Origin of the sequence: Acinetobacter sp. IK23 (assembly GCF_035615275.1) — a bacterium.
GTDB lineage: Bacteria > Pseudomonadota > Gammaproteobacteria > Pseudomonadales > Moraxellaceae > Acinetobacter > Acinetobacter seifertii.
This window is the reverse complement of record NZ_JANBNX010000002.1, coordinates 103,069-118,062: the sequence shown is the minus strand read 5'-3', so window position 1 is coordinate 118,062 and position 14,994 is coordinate 103,069. Positions and strand designations below refer to the sequence as shown.

The window sequence follows — 14,994 nt, the reverse complement described above, 5'->3', positions numbered from 1 at the left end:
ACTTACACTTCTACTTGTAAGTTAACATGCGGATTATGAAATTTAATCCCTTGTTTTAAATTTTCATACATTTGTGGATCAGTCCACTCAGATTGAACTTGTTCTGAAAAAACAATTCCTTCAAGGTTTAACAAACCCATTTGCTCATTTTGAATATCTTCAAGGAAACTTTGGGCATATCCCGTATCGGTTTCATGAACAATCACTGAATAAACTTCAACATCGCCTTCCCCATTTTGGGTAACGGTCGATTGTAATACCTGTTGAGCTAAGAAATAGAAGATACGAGAAAATTGTTCGGCAGATGGAGACACTGGTAAAGAAATCCAACGTGCACTAAAAGTCTTACAAGCATCGATATATTGAGGATCATCTTTTTCCCAGAAACAAATCGCATGATCAAAACTATCAAAAAGGTCTTTAATTACACCTTTTAACAGTCCAAAATCATATACCATTTGTCCATGATCTAATTTCGAAGCTTTAAGTAATAACTCGACTTTATAACTATGCCCATGAATCGATCGCTTACAACGATCCGATGTACAGTTACGTACAACATGTGCATTTTCAAACTTAAATAACTTACGAATTAACATGTGCCAAATCGATCATTCCTTCTAAGAACATTATTATAAAGCAAAAGACAAAAACTTCGCACCACTTTTCAAATAGAAACAATTAGCAAAAAGTATGATAAGAGATGTGAAGGAATTTTGAAGATATTGATTTTTACTTTAAATACTGTCTATGCAGAAATATGACCCCATCCCTTTTATTAATAAGTTTCAAGTATTACAGACTCAAAAAAAATATCAATAAATTTATTTAGTTAAATGGAGCCAAGCTTCTGGAATATACATATACTTGCTTGTCTTTTCGCATTAAAGCACTGGTAAACTGACGCTTTCTATTGTTTAGAACAACTTCAATTTGAGCTTGAAAGAAGTTGGATTTAACATCAATAAAACCACTCACCTGCTTTTTCTTCTCACTATCAACCGCTGAAAAAGCATTCAATTGCCAAAGTTCATCAACATTTTGAAAGAACTTTAAGTTTTGCTGTCGTGCTTGTAATTCTTTTTCTATAGTTCCCATATCTAGTTTTTCATCAATACTTGCTAAAACCAATGGTGAAGCAGTATTAATATTTAACTTCGTATTTTCAGGTAAGGCAGAAATATATGGAGAGATAAGGTCATATTTTTTACCTTCAAAGCCTCTGACCAGCTTTAACTCTTCAATACGATGAAATTTAGTATTTGCAGTCATATAGCTTGGATCTAAACCTTGATAATAACTACTTTCTGCTCCCATTGGTCCAGCTGGTTCATCATTTGGGTCTTGCCAATCAATAACAGCTTGACTTAACTCAGCGGGTAAACCTACTCGTACAAGCAAACGCTCGAACCAATTTTTAGCATCTTCATTAACAGCGCCTTCCCCGTTGGTCAAATTATTTAGATTAAACTTCCCCGACTCATCAAGTAAACGCCCTGAGACAGAACCATCTTCCACTGGGAACGGTGGCATAGGTTGCGCCCATGTTTCCTTTAAATGATCCACTCCACCAGCATTATTTGCATCTTGAATTAATAATTCCGAAAAAAAAGCTTCTGCACTTTTTGCATAGAGCAAAGATTGATTTTGCCGCATTAAGTAAGCTGTATTTTCCATAGTATTATTTTGATGCTTGGCAATTGAAGCAGCTAAAATTGTAGCCAAGGCGACCATAATAAGTATTGTCAATAAAGCCACGCCCTGTTGGTGCTTATAACGAATAACCATTATGAACCACCTTGCTGAGAAAGTGCTAAGTTGCTTTGATTTAAGCTATAAATCCATTCATAACTTACTCCTGCAACTGTAACTTGGATTTTTATTCCTTTCGGTAATTTTTTTAACTCGTTAGGTTTTGTTGGATCAATATTAACTTCGGGCCATTTTGTTACTTCTTGCGGAGTTAAAACCATGATCTGATATTGGTCAACTTGACTTAGCAAGGTACTTGATAAAGGTTGCTCGTTATTCGAGGTATTTAAATTTGTATATTTAAGACGATATAGTTTTTTTTGATCAGCATCATAACGATATTCAATTCGTTCAAATGGTGACAAACCCTGTTTTAAAGGATCAGTTACGCCTGCTTTGCTAAAACGTAAAATTTGATTATCGATTTCTAAAGCTGGATGGAGTTGCCCACCTTGATTTGCAGATAAAGGAATAATTTGCAGAGTATCACGAAGAATTTGTTGATAAGCATCTTGTAATTCAAATAAATGCACTTCATGTTCAGCATTACGATCACGAACCTTGAGCAAATAATCGAATATTTTCCACCCCAATAAAGATAAAACCGCGAAAATAGCAATCGCAACCAATAACTCAACCAACGTAAATCCTGAGGCGCGAGCTAATCGAGCACTGCTCGATCGCGCCGCAAGATAAGAAACAGTGTTTCGGGTGCAAAAGTACTTATTTTTTATCATTATTTTGCTTTCACTGGATAATTAAAAAAGACCATATGCGTAATACCGTTTTGTACTTTTCCCTTATCCGGATCATATAAGCTAATTTGTACATCAATTTTTTGAACATTAGGGCTAACAGTCGATTCAGCTGATTTATCAATCTGCCAAGTCTCACCTTGGGAAGTTACTTGCTTACTTTGAGTACCCTGCAACCACTCTTGGTTAATCTCCATCATAGCAATTTCATTCATTGCTACAAATTGAGCTTTAGTTCGTAAAATCGCATTAGAAGTAGACTGTGTGTACTGCATAGCCACTTTAGTTAAAGCGACAGCTGCTACTGCAAAGATTGCAAGAGCTACCATAACCTCTAATAGGGTAAAGCCTTTAGATTTCATTAATTTTACCCAAATGATCTATTTGTATTTCTGAACCAATCGGTTTTTGTTCTAGATAAAATTGTATTTTAACAGTCTTGGCTTCACCATTGCCAAACCAAATGAGTTGAGGCGTTTGCCCTCCCACTAAATCGGTATTTTTAGCTTTAGAATAATTCTGCCCATCTATCGGTTGCACAGAGAAAGACACATGCGTAGGAAGTTGCCGTGTTTTAAACTCAGCATATTTCTGCCATTGGTTTTTTATATCTTGTACTTGCAAGGTACTTTGATCGTGATATTCGTATAATTCATAAGAAAATGGTGAGACATCTGTCTCACCATGAGTTTCTAAAGCTAATACACGCGATTGATCAAGTGATTCTTTATTAATTTTCTGCAAATCTAATAAAAATAACTCTCGTGCCTGCATTGCCTTCTTTTGGTCTATACCGCCGATGTTCAATACAACAAGTGAGGTCATAATTGTCATAATCACGATGACCACCATCACTTCTATGAGGGTAAAGCCTTTTTGTGATTGAAATGATTTCGATTTCATATCGACCTATTAAGCGTATTGCTCAACTGCTTGTTTCGGTAAGGCCAATGCCTGATCAATATAAGCTACCCTTAAAGTATCTCTTGAACCCAAATAACGTTGGTAAAAACTTGAGTTCAGAATTGCAGCAGCTCCATGAGTGAGCGACCAGATTGAAGCCAAGTAATCGCGCGTAGTCATATGACTCTGGATTGACTCTAAATAATGGTCCGTCATACGAATAATGATACGTAAGCGCTGTTTTCTTACCTGATACAACTCATTAAAAAGATGGTGTACACCTTGAGCAGTAATCGAAAGCTTTTCTTCAATTTGATGAAACAAAACTGTTCGTTCTGGGTGGTGCAAATGATGCAACATAAAGAAAGCCAAATGTTCTGGAAAAGCTTTTTCAGTGTCTTGGACCATTTCAAGTAGCATGCGCTCATTACGAATAATTAACAGCATGTACAATTCATCTTTACTTTGAAAATGTTTATACAAGGTACCTTTTGCCAAATCAAGCTCAGCAGCCAGCACATCAAGTGTCATTCCGGCTTCGCCATTTTCTAACAACAACTGTTCCGCAACTTGAAATATTAACGCTTCTCTTGCTCGGAACTGAGCTTGACGGTCCATCTTCACGCAATTACTCTCTTTATATAGTTTCTATAAGTTAAATCGCTTTGAGTAAATTTTCAAAATTTTGAGAAGTGATTCTTGCAATTTCCTCAACCGACTTATCATATACATCACTAAGTGCTTTCGCTACATAGGGCACGTATTTTGGTTCATTTGTTTTACCACGATATGGCACTGGAGCCAAATAAGGACTATCTGTTTCAATTAAAAGTCGATCTAAAGGCACTTGCTTGGCAACATCTCGTAAATCTTGAGCATTTTTAAATGAAACAATCCCTGAAAAGGAAATATAGTAACCGCAGTCTAATACGGCTTTTGCTGTTTCCCAGTCTTCAGTAAAACAGTGCAAAATACCATGTGTAGATTGTTCAGCTCGAATAATATCTACCGTATCATGTTTGGCTGAACGTGTATGAACAACTACTGGCTTTTTGACATTTTTAGAGGCTTGAATATGTCGAGCAAAACAAGCCTTTTGCTCATTAATAAAGTCAGTGCTGTGGTAATAATCTAAACCTGTCTCGCCTAAAGCCCACACTTTTTCTGATTGAGCTAACTCAGTCAAATACTCAGTGGTTGCTCGGGCCATGATATCTACATCCTCACAAGGATGCACACCAACGGTATACCCAACGTCTTCATGACGCTTTGCGATTTCAGCTAAAGCAATATGATCATCAAGGTCAACTGAAATTGCCATAAACTTAGAAACGCCTTCTGCTCGCGCAGCAGCGAGGGCAAGATCTAAATCACCGTTATAAGGTGTTAAATCCAACATTGTTAAATGGCAATGGGTATCAACAAACACTGTTCTTTCCTAACTGCTTACATGGTATAACTTGGACGATCTAAAGACATACTACCAGCTAAAATCCGTTCAGCCTCAGCTTTATAGTAAATACCTTTATCACCACTCAATTGAATTGCGAAACCTTGAGGCTTAAAACCACTTTGCTTATGTGAAATCCACACTACTTTACCAGTTAAAGGAATTTTTTGTGATTGTTCTGGTAACGTAGCTAAAATAAAAATTTCTTGGCCCATCTTCACTTTTTGCTTTGATGGCACAAATAAGCCCCCACCTTGCACATATCCCATATAGCTTGCTTGTAAGGTTGCTCTATCAGGAATATTGACCTGAATAATTCCACCCATTTGTGGCTGCATTATAGTTTCCCCTTAAACGTTCATTAATTTTATAAAAAGTTGATCTGTGATGAGTTGTGTTTGTACATTTTGTTCAACCAATCTTTTAGATTGCTGTAATTCCTCATAAAGACTGAATAAGCTTTCTAAATTATAGTTTTGTGCCAATTGATCAAATTGTAAATCAATATTTTTCTGCGGCTGGTTCAGCTTGACACAAATTAAATCCCCCAACAAGTACTCAAGAAGCATCATAAAATCACTAAAGTTGAGCTCTTTTTGCCACTTAGCCGAATAAAATAAAGGCATGTTTTTTTGATGAACTACCTTAGTCCAGTCTTCTAAAAAGAACTGTCTTTTCGCAAACCAATCACTAGTGGCAATTTCGACTGCTTGCAAAGGCATATCATTAGAAAGACCTAACAATAATTCAGGTGGCACTGACGCAATTTCAGCCAAATGCTCATTTAGATAAGTTGTTGCCTGCTCATATGAAATACGGTCTAAAGCAAAATGCTGTAAACGACTTCGAATGGTAGCTGGTAATTTCAAATAGTGATCAGCCAACAAAATTAAAACAACACGCTCACCAGGTTCTTCTAAAGTTTTTAACAGTGCATTTGATGATGCAAGATTTAAAGCTTCGGCTGGTTCAATAACAATAACACGCCATCCTTCACCAGTTTGCTGGACAAATGGCAATAGATCTCGAATTTTTTCTATTTTAATTTTTGCATTCTGTTTTTTATTTTCTTCATCAGTCGTGATATGAACATAGTTTGGGTGCGTATCTGACTTTAGCCATTGACAGCTACTACATTCACCACAAGCACCGTGAGGTTGTTTATTTAAACAAAGTACCCACGCTAAGAAATGCTTAGCAAAAGCATGCTTGCCACAACCTTGTTTACCATAAAATAATAAGCCATGCCCAATATTGGGAAAACGTGTTGTTAACGTTTCCCACATTGTCTGTTGCCACGGATAAACCTTAGAAGTCACATTCTGATTCATTAAATTAACACTTACTCAAAAGACTCAACAGGCATATTATTTAGACGGTCAAGATCTGCTTGAGTATCAACACCTGGCGGTAAATTCGCTTCTGCTACAGCAATAGCAATACGGTGCCCATTTTCTAAAACACGTAATTGCTCAAGACTTTCTAGCTTTTCAAGTGTACCCATGTCCCATGTAACATATTCTTGTAACAAGTTCACACGATAAGCATATAAACCTAAATGACGAAATGCTTGGCTATGTAAAGTTGGTTCAGCTTGTTTAGCACCATCTCGATCATAAGGAATAGTTGCACGACTAAAGTACAAAGCTTCATTTTGATTAGACATAACCACTTTCACAATGCTGTCACGCTGAAACTCATCTAAAGCATAAATAGGCTCACATAATGTGGACATTGAACAATTTGGTTTTTCAACTAGAAGCTTAGCAACCTGCTGAACAAGTTGAGCTGGCAGTAAAGGCTCATCACCTTGTACATTTACAATAATGTCATCCGCATCCCAACCTTTAATACGAGCAACTTCACTTAAACGGTCTGTTCCCGATGGATGTTCAGCACTTGTTAAAACAACATCAACGCCCTCTGCACGGCATATTTCAGCAATACGGTCATCATCGGTTGCTACACACAGATCATCGAAACCTTCAACTTTCTTTGCCTGATCTACTACGCGTAAAATCATAGGACGATCATGAATAAGTAACAATGGCTTACCTGGCAAACGCGAGCTTGAGAAGCGTGCTGGAATAACGATGTGTTTCATTTTTTCTTCCTAAGATATTTGAATATCAAGCTTTTGCAATTGCTGATTTAAAACCTGATAGCACTCTTCAGACAAAACAGCTTTAACAGGTACGACCCAAATAGGCCGTTTAAATTCTGGATGCTTTTCGAGTAACGGTAACAACTTAACCGCATCTTTTTCAGTCGTAATGATAGGTTGGTCATCATTAAATACAAGGTCATCAATAACGTAATCATGATGATCACGAAAAGCATGCTCTTGAAATTGGTTTATACCTAAACCTTTAAGTGTTTGGTAAAAGCGCTGAGGAAAACCAATACCAACTACTGCATGGTAATTATTTTGAATATTAAATGATAACTCAATTGCTGAAGAAACATTCAACAAGTAAGGTTGGCCTGCATCCAAATGCATATGCATTGCTGTTGAAGGGGTAAATGCATGTTCGATTACTGTACCCGTTTTTAAACGTTCAGCAGGTTCACGCAAATAGCCTTCTGGTAATAACTTTCTATTTCCAAGGCCACGATTTTGATCAAGCACAATCCATTCTATTTGACGACCTAATGCCCAATGTTGCAAACCATCATCACTAATAATTAAATCTAGTTTTGTTGATGCTAATAATAACTCGATTGCTGATTGTCTATTGGGCCCTACAGCCATAGGAACGCCTGTTGACTGTACAATCAAAGCAGGTTCATCTCCTGCTTCAGCTGCCTGACTAGCTGATGTCACCAACATAGGAAAAGGACCAGCTCCCCCATAGCCTCGGCTAATTACCCCTATTCTTACGTTATGTTGTTTTAGGTAGTTAACCAGTTCTATTAATAATGGCGTTTTGCCACTACCGCCCACTGTAATATTTCCAATCACCATGACCGGTACAGGCGCGTCATAGATTTTTTTTAAACCTGAATTATAAAAATGACGATTCAATAAAAACCCAGCACGGTACAAACATGATAATGGACGCAAAACAACCAACCAATTTGATTGTTTATTCCATGCATTTTGTATGAGCTGGGCTAAAGACATGCTTAGTTGTCCTCAAAATTACGCTGATGTAATTGATGATAAGCACCCTGTTTAGCAAGTAATTCTTGATGAGTACCTTGTTCAACAATTTGTCCACGATCTAACACAACAATACGGTCTGCATTTTCAATTGTTGATAAACGATGCGCAATCACAATCGTTGTACGATCTTGCATCGCTTCATCAAATGCTTGTTGAATAAAATGCTCAGATTCATTATCAAGCGCACTTGTCGCTTCATCTAAAATAAGAATTGGCGCATTTTTCAAAATTGCGCGAGCAATTGCTATACGTTGACGTTGACCACCAGACAAGTTTAAGCCTTGAGCACCTAAGACAGTATCGTAACCATTTGGTAAGTTCATAATAAAGTCATGGGCGTAAGCAGCTTTTGCTGCCGCTACCACTTGTTCATCACTTGCATCATGTAACTGACCATAAGCGATATTTTCACGTACTGTTCGGTTAAACAAAACAACTTGCTGATTTACCATTGCAATTTGTGTACGTAAACTTGAAAGTTCAATATCACGTATTGGTAGATCATCTAAATAAATTTGACCACTTGAGACTTCTTGGAAACGTACCAACATGTTCACTAAAGAGGTTTTACCAGCACCAGAACGCCCTACCAATGCAACAGTTTCGCCTGGGCGAATATCTAAAGAAAAGTCTTTAATCGCCTGAGTGCCATCAGCATAGTTAAGTACAACATGATCAAAACGAATTGCACCTTGCAACTTAGGTTGAAGATGACCGCTGTTTTCTTCTTCTGGTAAATCTAATAATTCAAAAACTGAATGTGCTGCCGCCAAACCACGCTGCAACTTCTCATTGACATCAGTTAAGTTTTTGACAGGTTTAGAAAGTAAGCCAGCCGCCGTAATATACGCGACAAACTCACCAGCACTTGTATTACCTAAAATTTGCGGTCTCAAAGCCAACCATACAATAAGAGCCATTGCGCAAGCCATGACTACTTGAACAACGGGGCTATTCAGGTTTTGTACAATCACCATTTTTAAACCGCGTTTTAAGTTCTCTTCAGATGACTTATAAAAACGCTCTTGTTCTGACTCTTCACCTGCGAAACTTTTAACAACTGCACTACCACTAATACTTTCTTGCACTACATGGTTGACATCACCCATAGTGTCTTGTACTTGCAGTGAAAGTTTGCGCATTCTTTTTGATGCTTTGCGTACTAAAATACCAATAATCGGTAAAAAAACCATGATACAAATAGTCAAACGCCAATTTGTATAAAACAAATAACCCAACAATCCCAAAGTAATCATGCCATCTCGAACGATGGTTTTTAAGGATTCAGATGAAGCAGCCGTCAGCTGTTCAACGTTATACATAATTTTGGCTGTAATATGTCCCGAAGAGTTATCGAGATAATACTGGGCTGGCAATCTTAAAAGTTTTGCATAAACCTCTTGGCGAATGCTAAAAACTAAACTACGAGATATAACAGCAGTATAGTAGCCACCCATAAATAGGCCAAGACCACGGAAAAATACTAATAAAATAATTAGTAAAGGGAACCAATCCAGATCCGCTCTACTCGAATTTTGAATTGCATCAATAATGAATTTAATGAGCTTAGCAACTGAAACCTCTGTTGCTGAGTTCATACCGAATCCGATAAGAACTAATAAGGCCACGCCCCAATAAGGTTTTAAATAAGATATGAGACGCAAATAAACCTTAAAATCTTGATTCACTCAGAAAAACCTCTAGAAGGAACTTTGGTACTAATATTGATGTTAACAAAACCGAGTTGTCCTGCTACATCCATAACACGAATAACATCCTGATGAGACGCTTTTGCATCAGCAGCAATGATAAACATAAAATCACGGCGCTCTTGAGCAATTTGCTTAATTGCAGTACTCAAATCTGCTATATCTTTGGTAGACAATGCCTGACCGTTGACAGCGTAATGACCGCTAGAGTCTACCACGACTTCAATTTTATGATCGTACTGTTTTGGTGGGACGCCTTGCGCATCTGGTAATGTTAAATTAATACGACTGGGCTGGTTAAAAGTAGTAGATAACAATAGAAACACTAAAATAAACAACAAACAGTCAATCATCGGCGTCAGATTGATATGAATATCTTCAACTTGAGAACGTTTAAACTTCATATTGTTCCCTATCCATCAACCAACACGACGGTGTTCTTGAGCAACAGAAGAGCGTTTGTAAAACAGTGATGCGTGAAAGAGTGTAGACTGCTGCTCTAATTCCGCAATGTAGTTTTGTACTACTCTTTGAAAATAGCGATATGAGATAAGAGCAGGAATTGCAATGAGCATACCAACGGCGGTCGTAATTAGCGCTTTTGAAATACCCGGAATCATTAGACTTGGACTACCTGCCGAACCAAAATCAATCACTAGAAAAGACTCAATAATCCCTACAACTGTCCCAAGCAAGCCAAGTAATGGTGCAATCGCACTCAAAGTTCCCAAGAAATTAATATTTTTTTCTAAATAAGAAATTTCTTGAGAAGCGATTGCTTCCATTTGTGCTCGAGCAAACTGCTCACCATGCTCATGATGCTCAAAACCAGCTTTTAGAATATTTCCTAATGCTGTGTTTTGGGCAGCAGTATCCTGCTCCAAACTTGTGATGATATGAGAAACATCTGCACTACCATCACTCATCAGTAATTTGGGCAAAACTTGCGAACGTCTTAAACGTATAAAACGCTCAATACTAATAGCGACCGTTAAAATTGAACACAAAATTAAAGGCAGCATTAACCAGCCGCCCGCTTTCACAAGTTCCCACATATTTTCTTCCCCAAGAATATAAATTAGAAATATATGACCTTACTTAGAATTACTCTGGCAAACAAATATTCAAAATACCATCTAACTCATCGAGTGAATGATAATGAATAACAAGCTTACCTTTACCTTTCTGGTTATGATCAATTTTAACATTGGCACCAAATCGCTCAGATAATTTTTGCGTTAATTGCTCAATGTCTGGTGCAACAGGAGTTTTTTCTTTTTCCTGTTTAGGCTCATTCCAATCGCGCACTAACTGTTCAGTCTGACGAACAGATAATCCTTTTTCGATAACAATTTTGGCAACTTCAAGTTGCTCTTTGCCTTTTAAAGTCAAAATGGCACGAGCATGCCCCATATCAAGCTGGCCCTGTTGCATAAATTCTTTAATATCATCAGCCAAGCTTAATAAACGCAGTAAATTACTCACAGTTGTTCTTGCTTTACCAACAGTATCAGCGATTTCCTGATGACTTAAACCAAACTCATCATGAAAACGTTGCAATGCTAAGGCTTGATCAATAGGGTTTAAATCTTGACGCTGGATGTTTTCAATCAGCGCTAAAGCAATGGCAACTTGGTCATTTAAATCACGAACAATTGCAGGAATTTCAGTTAAACCGGCAATTTGTGCAGCACGCCAACGACGCTCACCTGCAATGATTTCGTAAGGATGAGCTTCATCATCTACAGGACGGATAACGATTGGCTGCATTACCCCATGCTTTTCAATAGATGATGCTAACTCTTGCAAATCATGTTCATGAATAAAACGACGTGGCTGATATTCACCACGTTTCAACAAATTCACATCAATTTGCTTTAATTGACCATGATCAAGCGCTTGAGCTTCGAGTTGTAATTTTTCTTTTTGAATTGAACCAAGTAATGCATCTAAACCACGTCCTTTCGCCAATCCGCGTTTTTTGATGCTCATACTTTACTTCCTTTCTTCACTTTACTTTTCTTTAACATCTCAGCTGCAAGATTTAAGTATGCAACTGCACCTTTAGAACTTTTCTCAAAATAGATAACTGGTAAACCATGTGCAGGCGCTTCTGCCAATCGAACGTTACGTGGAATCACGGTATCGTAGAGTTTTTTACCAAAAAACTGCTCCAACTCAGCTGATACATCACGTGTCAAAGCATTACGTGCATCATACATAGTACGTAACACACCAATGATTTCTAAATCAGGATTTAAAGCTTTTTGAATACGATCGATAGTTTGAGTTAAATCTGCCAAACCTTCTAATGCGTAGTACTCACATTGCATAGGAATGATTACACTATCTACCGCCGCTAAGGCATTTACTGTAATTAAACTTAAGCTAGGTGCACAGTCAACAATAATGTAATCAAATGAATTTCTGATTTCATTTAGTGCATTCTTTAAAATGAATTCACGTCCTTCTTGTTCCGCAATTGCCAGCTCAACGCCTGAAAGCTCACGGTTCGCGCCTAAAACCTTATATCCAACCTCTGCCTTTTGAATTGCTGTTTCGATTGGAACTTCACCCAATAAAACATCAGTAATTGAATAAAGCAGATCATTCTTTTGAATTCCAGACCCCATCGTTGCGTTACCTTGCGAATCTATATCGACAAGTAACACACGTTTTTTCAATACAGCTAGTGACGCTGCAAGATTTACTGCAGTCGTTGTTTTACCAACACCACCTTTTTGGTTTGCAATCGCAATAATTTGAGCCATGGTAACCCTAATACTTTTTATTTAAATTCGTTGAAGTAAAAGTAAATGACGTTGTTCATCAAGTCTTGGTACATGCAGTTCAATCACTTTACATGAAAACTCCTGCTTAAGCTCTTCCATTTCTTCAAATGGAATGAGTCCTTTCATTGCAGCAATTATGCTCTGATCATGTAAATATGGACGCGCAGCATCAACAAAATCAGTTAGTGATGCAAATGCACGACTTGTAATCACATCAAACTGACCAAGCTCATCAATTGTTTCTTGATTTTCAACACGTGTTTGCACAGCTACTACGTTTTTAAGCTTAAGGTCAGCAATAAACTGTTTCAAAAAGCGAATTTTCTTACCATTTGAATCAAGCAATACACAAGAACGTTCCGGCTGACATAAAGCAATGATCATGCCTGGCATGCCACCACCTGTACCTACATCTAGCAAGCGCCCTGCTGGTAAGTCTTTCAAAATACTTAGGCTATCTAACAAATGCTTCACTAACATTTCTTTCGGATCACGAATCGCTGTTAGATTATAAGCTTTGTTCCAAAGTACCAAAGCATCTTGATACTTTAACAATAACGCCAAAGCTTCATCGCTAAGCGATAAACCTAATTTTTGACTACCCTGTTGTAACTCTTGAAAAAACGGATGCATAAACAGATAACATCTAAGTAAAATTTAAAACAAAGTATACCCATTTATGCATCGTGGAACACTATTTAACGATTAGGGATTACGCAGTTAATCGTAGAAGCCTTCACGAATTTGCAAATCTAGCTCCATTAAGCGCTCTGGCGTCCCTACATCTACCCATGCACCTTTAAGCTTTTCAGCGGATACCTTTTGATTTTGCATTGATTGCTTCAATAGTGGAGCTAAAGGACGTTTACCAGGTTCCAATCCATCAAAAAGCTTAGGATGGATAACAGACACACCACTAAAAGTTAGATTCTCACCCTTCACATATTGATCAAATGCAAAAGCGCGCCCATCCAATAATGTAAAGTCGCCTTCAGGATGTTGTTTAGGATTATCAACCAATACAAGGTGTGCTAAATCATCATTTAGCTTAATATCGCACAGAGCTTCAAAATCCATAGTGGTCCAAACATCACCATTCACTAGAATAAAAGGATCCGTTCCAAGTAGTGGCAAAGCATTAATAATGCCGCCAGCTGTTTCAAGACCTTCTTCTTCTCGTGTCCAACGGATGTCCACACCAAATTGAGAACCATCGCCTAAACTACTAATCAGCTTATCAGCCAACCACGCAGAATTGATGACTATTTCAGTCACACCAATTTTCTTAAGTTTTTCGATATGCCACACAATAAGTGGCTTACCGCCTACCTCAAGCAGAGGCTTTGGCGTATATAGCGTGAGTGGACGCATACGATTACCCAAACCTGCAGCAAGAATCATTGCTTTCATTATGCTGCTACCTCATAGCTACCATATTTCTCGATAAACTTAGGCATCACTATGTTATTTACAAATGACATGAACTCTTCAAGTTCAGCGTAACCACGACTTTCCTCAAGTAAATACCACATCACTCGCGGTAAATCTTTTAGGTATCCAGACTTACCATCTCGCTCAAACAAGCGGACAAAAATACCTAAAATTTTGATATGGCGTTGAATTGCCATTAAATCAGCATCACGTTTAAATTGCTCAAAACTTCGGTTTTGTTTAGCAGAGGCTGGTAAAAGCTCATAGAAAACTTTAAACCATTGATAAACATGCTCAGCGTTCCACTGCACATATGCATCACGTGTAATCGAGATTAAATCATATGTATCGGCCCCAATAACCGCATCTTGGAAATCGATTACACCCAATTCGTCTTCGCTTGCAATCTTCATCAAATTACGGCTGTGAAAATCGCGATGTACAATAACCTGAGGTTGAGCTAGTGCTGATTGAGCCAAAAAATCAAAAGCATTATCAATAATTTTCTTTTGCTCAGCCGTTGGATGAATTCCAAGTGATGGCAACATCCAGTCTGTTAACAGGTGCATTTCTGACATTAACTTTTCATAAGAATAAGTTGGAAAATTGTCAGTGCCATTAATCGATTGCAAATGAACGAGCTGCTTAAAGCTTTGTTCATAATACTGATCTACTGTCTCATCATTTAATAATGTAGATAACAGTACATCCCCAAAGTCTTCTAACAAAAGAAAACCTTGAGTAAGATCCTTTGCAATAATTTGGGGTACCCGAACTCCATTATCCGCAAAAAATTCGTCAATCGTCACAAACGGAACACAGTCTTCTTTTTCAGGAGGCGCATCCATAAGCATATATGTTTTATTTTGTAACTGAATGCGAGCATAACGACGGAAGCTCGCATCACCTGCTAAAAAAGCGATCTGAAATTGATCATTTTCAAGAACAGATGTAAGCCATGTATGTATCAATTGTTCACGTTGTGTATTCATTTGCAATAAAATCTAAAACAAGCTGAGATTTTTGAAGTGTTAAG

General features: G+C 37.7%; 19 protein-coding genes. All 19 read right to left on the bottom strand.

Features of this window, described 5'->3' with window-relative positions:
* Positions 1 to 2: 2 nt before the first annotated feature.
* On the bottom strand, positions 3 to 599 hold the full coding sequence (locus MSG95_RS02495) for a 6-pyruvoyl trahydropterin synthase family protein (RefSeq protein ID WP_039251397.1): 597 nt from the start codon (positions 597 to 599) through the stop codon (positions 3 to 5).
* Between the two features lie 229 nt (positions 600 to 828).
* Positions 829 to 1,788 carry a type II secretion system minor pseudopilin GspK gene (gspK, locus tag MSG95_RS02490; protein WP_039251398.1) on the bottom strand — a complete coding sequence of 320 codons (960 nt, stop codon included), beginning with the start codon at positions 1,786 to 1,788 and terminating at the stop codon, positions 829 to 831.
* Complete coding sequence (gspJ, locus tag MSG95_RS02485) at positions 1,788 to 2,489, bottom strand: type II secretion system minor pseudopilin GspJ (RefSeq protein ID WP_077165452.1); 702 nt, start codon at positions 2,487 to 2,489, stop codon at positions 1,788 to 1,790. The genes gspK and gspJ overlap by 1 nt, the downstream gene beginning before the upstream one ends.
* Complete coding sequence (gspI, locus tag MSG95_RS02480) at positions 2,489 to 2,869, bottom strand: type II secretion system minor pseudopilin GspI (protein ID WP_019458993.1); 381 nt, start codon at positions 2,867 to 2,869, stop codon at positions 2,489 to 2,491. The genes gspJ and gspI overlap by 1 nt, the downstream gene beginning before the upstream one ends.
* Positions 2,859 to 3,410, bottom strand: coding sequence for a type II secretion system protein (locus MSG95_RS02475; protein WP_004701984.1), 552 nt, complete (start codon positions 3,408 to 3,410; stop codon positions 2,859 to 2,861). Before MSG95_RS02475 ends, gspI begins: the two co-directional genes overlap by 11 nt.
* 9 nt (positions 3,411 to 3,419) lie before the next feature.
* On the bottom strand, positions 3,420 to 4,028 hold the full coding sequence (locus tag MSG95_RS02470) for a TetR/AcrR family transcriptional regulator (RefSeq protein ID WP_000375838.1): 609 nt from the start codon (positions 4,026 to 4,028) through the stop codon (positions 3,420 to 3,422).
* 37 nt (positions 4,029 to 4,065) lie between these two features.
* The gene (locus MSG95_RS02465) at positions 4,066 to 4,839 is read right to left on the bottom strand and encodes a TatD family hydrolase (RefSeq protein ID WP_039251402.1); all 774 of its coding nucleotides are present in this window, start codon (positions 4,837 to 4,839) and stop codon (positions 4,066 to 4,068) included.
* 17 nt (positions 4,840 to 4,856) lie between these two features.
* Complete coding sequence (locus MSG95_RS02460; protein ID WP_001183024.1) at positions 4,857 to 5,198, bottom strand: PilZ domain-containing protein; 342 nt, start codon at positions 5,196 to 5,198, stop codon at positions 4,857 to 4,859.
* Positions 5,199 to 5,210: 12 nt separating this feature from the next.
* Positions 5,211 to 6,191, bottom strand: a complete 981-nt coding sequence (locus MSG95_RS02455) for a hypothetical protein (protein ID WP_077165451.1) — start codon at positions 6,189 to 6,191, stop codon at positions 5,211 to 5,213.
* Between the two features lie 11 nt (positions 6,192 to 6,202).
* Positions 6,203 to 6,964, bottom strand: coding sequence for a 3-deoxy-manno-octulosonate cytidylyltransferase (gene kdsB / locus MSG95_RS02450; protein WP_077165450.1), 762 nt, complete (start codon positions 6,962 to 6,964; stop codon positions 6,203 to 6,205).
* A 9-nt stretch (positions 6,965 to 6,973) separates the two neighbouring features.
* The gene (gene lpxK / locus MSG95_RS02445; RefSeq protein ID WP_077165449.1) at positions 6,974 to 7,984 is read right to left on the bottom strand and encodes a tetraacyldisaccharide 4'-kinase; all 1,011 of its coding nucleotides are present in this window, start codon (positions 7,982 to 7,984) and stop codon (positions 6,974 to 6,976) included.
* Between the two features lie 2 nt (positions 7,985 to 7,986).
* Complete coding sequence (gene msbA, locus MSG95_RS02440; RefSeq protein WP_077165448.1) at positions 7,987 to 9,714, bottom strand: lipid A export permease/ATP-binding protein MsbA; 1,728 nt, start codon at positions 9,712 to 9,714, stop codon at positions 7,987 to 7,989.
* Positions 9,711 to 10,139 (bottom strand): ExbD/TolR family protein, encoded by a 429-nt coding sequence (locus MSG95_RS02435; RefSeq protein ID WP_004701995.1) that lies wholly within the window; start codon positions 10,137 to 10,139, stop codon positions 9,711 to 9,713. Before MSG95_RS02435 ends, msbA begins: the two co-directional genes overlap by 4 nt.
* 15 nt (positions 10,140 to 10,154) lie before the next feature.
* Entirely contained in the window at positions 10,155 to 10,790 is a 636-nt protein-coding gene (locus MSG95_RS02430; protein ID WP_324644941.1) for a MotA/TolQ/ExbB proton channel family protein, read from the bottom strand.
* Between the two features lie 49 nt (positions 10,791 to 10,839).
* The gene (locus MSG95_RS02425; RefSeq protein ID WP_049063485.1) at positions 10,840 to 11,727 is read right to left on the bottom strand and encodes a ParB/RepB/Spo0J family partition protein; all 888 of its coding nucleotides are present in this window, start codon (positions 11,725 to 11,727) and stop codon (positions 10,840 to 10,842) included.
* The gene (locus tag MSG95_RS02420; RefSeq protein WP_004702001.1) at positions 11,724 to 12,506 is read right to left on the bottom strand and encodes a ParA family protein; all 783 of its coding nucleotides are present in this window, start codon (positions 12,504 to 12,506) and stop codon (positions 11,724 to 11,726) included. The genes MSG95_RS02425 and MSG95_RS02420 overlap by 4 nt, the downstream gene beginning before the upstream one ends.
* 21 nt (positions 12,507 to 12,527) lie before the next feature.
* Positions 12,528 to 13,160 carry a 16S rRNA (guanine(527)-N(7))-methyltransferase RsmG gene (rsmG, locus tag MSG95_RS02415; protein ID WP_004702003.1) on the bottom strand — a complete coding sequence of 211 codons (633 nt, stop codon included), beginning with the start codon at positions 13,158 to 13,160 and terminating at the stop codon, positions 12,528 to 12,530.
* An 87-nt stretch (positions 13,161 to 13,247) separates the two neighbouring features.
* Positions 13,248 to 13,937 (bottom strand): N-acetylmuramate alpha-1-phosphate uridylyltransferase MurU, encoded by a 690-nt coding sequence (gene murU, locus MSG95_RS02410; RefSeq protein WP_077165446.1) that lies wholly within the window; start codon positions 13,935 to 13,937, stop codon positions 13,248 to 13,250.
* Positions 13,937 to 14,950, bottom strand: coding sequence for an aminoglycoside phosphotransferase family protein (locus tag MSG95_RS02405; RefSeq protein ID WP_324624583.1), 1,014 nt, complete (start codon positions 14,948 to 14,950; stop codon positions 13,937 to 13,939). The genes murU and MSG95_RS02405 overlap by 1 nt, the downstream gene beginning before the upstream one ends.
* Between the last annotated feature and the right edge of the window lie 44 nt (positions 14,951 to 14,994).

What these genes read in the sequence shown, in the direction of transcription:
- MSG95_RS02495 (WP_039251397.1), bottom strand. Translation starts at nt 599, where the DNA reads ATGTTAATTCGTAAGTTATTTAAGTTTGAAAATGCACATGTTGTACGT.
- gspK (WP_039251398.1), bottom strand. Translation starts at nt 1,788, where the DNA reads ATGGTTATTCGTTATAAGCACCAACAGGGCGTGGCTTTATTGACAATA.
- gspJ (WP_077165452.1), bottom strand. Translation starts at nt 2,489, where the DNA reads ATGATAAAAAATAAGTACTTTTGCACCCGAAACACTGTTTCTTATCTT.
- gspI (WP_019458993.1), bottom strand. Translation starts at nt 2,869, where the DNA reads ATGAAATCTAAAGGCTTTACCCTATTAGAGGTTATGGTAGCTCTTGCA.
- MSG95_RS02475 (WP_004701984.1), bottom strand. Translation starts at nt 3,410, where the DNA reads ATGAAATCGAAATCATTTCAATCACAAAAAGGCTTTACCCTCATAGAA.
- MSG95_RS02470 (WP_000375838.1), bottom strand. Translation starts at nt 4,028, where the DNA reads ATGGACCGTCAAGCTCAGTTCCGAGCAAGAGAAGCGTTAATATTTCAA.
- MSG95_RS02460 (WP_001183024.1), bottom strand. Translation starts at nt 5,198, where the DNA reads ATGCAGCCACAAATGGGTGGAATTATTCAGGTCAATATTCCTGATAGA.
- MSG95_RS02455 (WP_077165451.1), bottom strand. Translation starts at nt 6,191, where the DNA reads ATGAATCAGAATGTGACTTCTAAGGTTTATCCGTGGCAACAGACAATG.
- kdsB (WP_077165450.1), bottom strand. Translation starts at nt 6,964, where the DNA reads ATGAAACACATCGTTATTCCAGCACGCTTCTCAAGCTCGCGTTTGCCA.
- lpxK (WP_077165449.1), bottom strand. Translation starts at nt 7,984, where the DNA reads ATGTCTTTAGCCCAGCTCATACAAAATGCATGGAATAAACAATCAAAT.
- MSG95_RS02435 (WP_004701995.1), bottom strand. Translation starts at nt 10,139, where the DNA reads ATGAAGTTTAAACGTTCTCAAGTTGAAGATATTCATATCAATCTGACG.
- MSG95_RS02430 (WP_324644941.1), bottom strand. Translation starts at nt 10,790, where the DNA reads ATGTGGGAACTTGTGAAAGCGGGCGGCTGGTTAATGCTGCCTTTAATT.
- MSG95_RS02425 (WP_049063485.1), bottom strand. Translation starts at nt 11,727, where the DNA reads ATGAGCATCAAAAAACGCGGATTGGCGAAAGGACGTGGTTTAGATGCA.
- MSG95_RS02420 (WP_004702001.1), bottom strand. Translation starts at nt 12,506, where the DNA reads ATGGCTCAAATTATTGCGATTGCAAACCAAAAAGGTGGTGTTGGTAAA.
- rsmG (WP_004702003.1), bottom strand. Translation starts at nt 13,160, where the DNA reads ATGCATCCGTTTTTTCAAGAGTTACAACAGGGTAGTCAAAAATTAGGT.
- murU (WP_077165446.1), bottom strand. Translation starts at nt 13,937, where the DNA reads ATGAAAGCAATGATTCTTGCTGCAGGTTTGGGTAATCGTATGCGTCCA.
- MSG95_RS02405 (WP_324624583.1), bottom strand. Translation starts at nt 14,950, where the DNA reads ATGAATACACAACGTGAACAATTGATACATACATGGCTTACATCTGTT.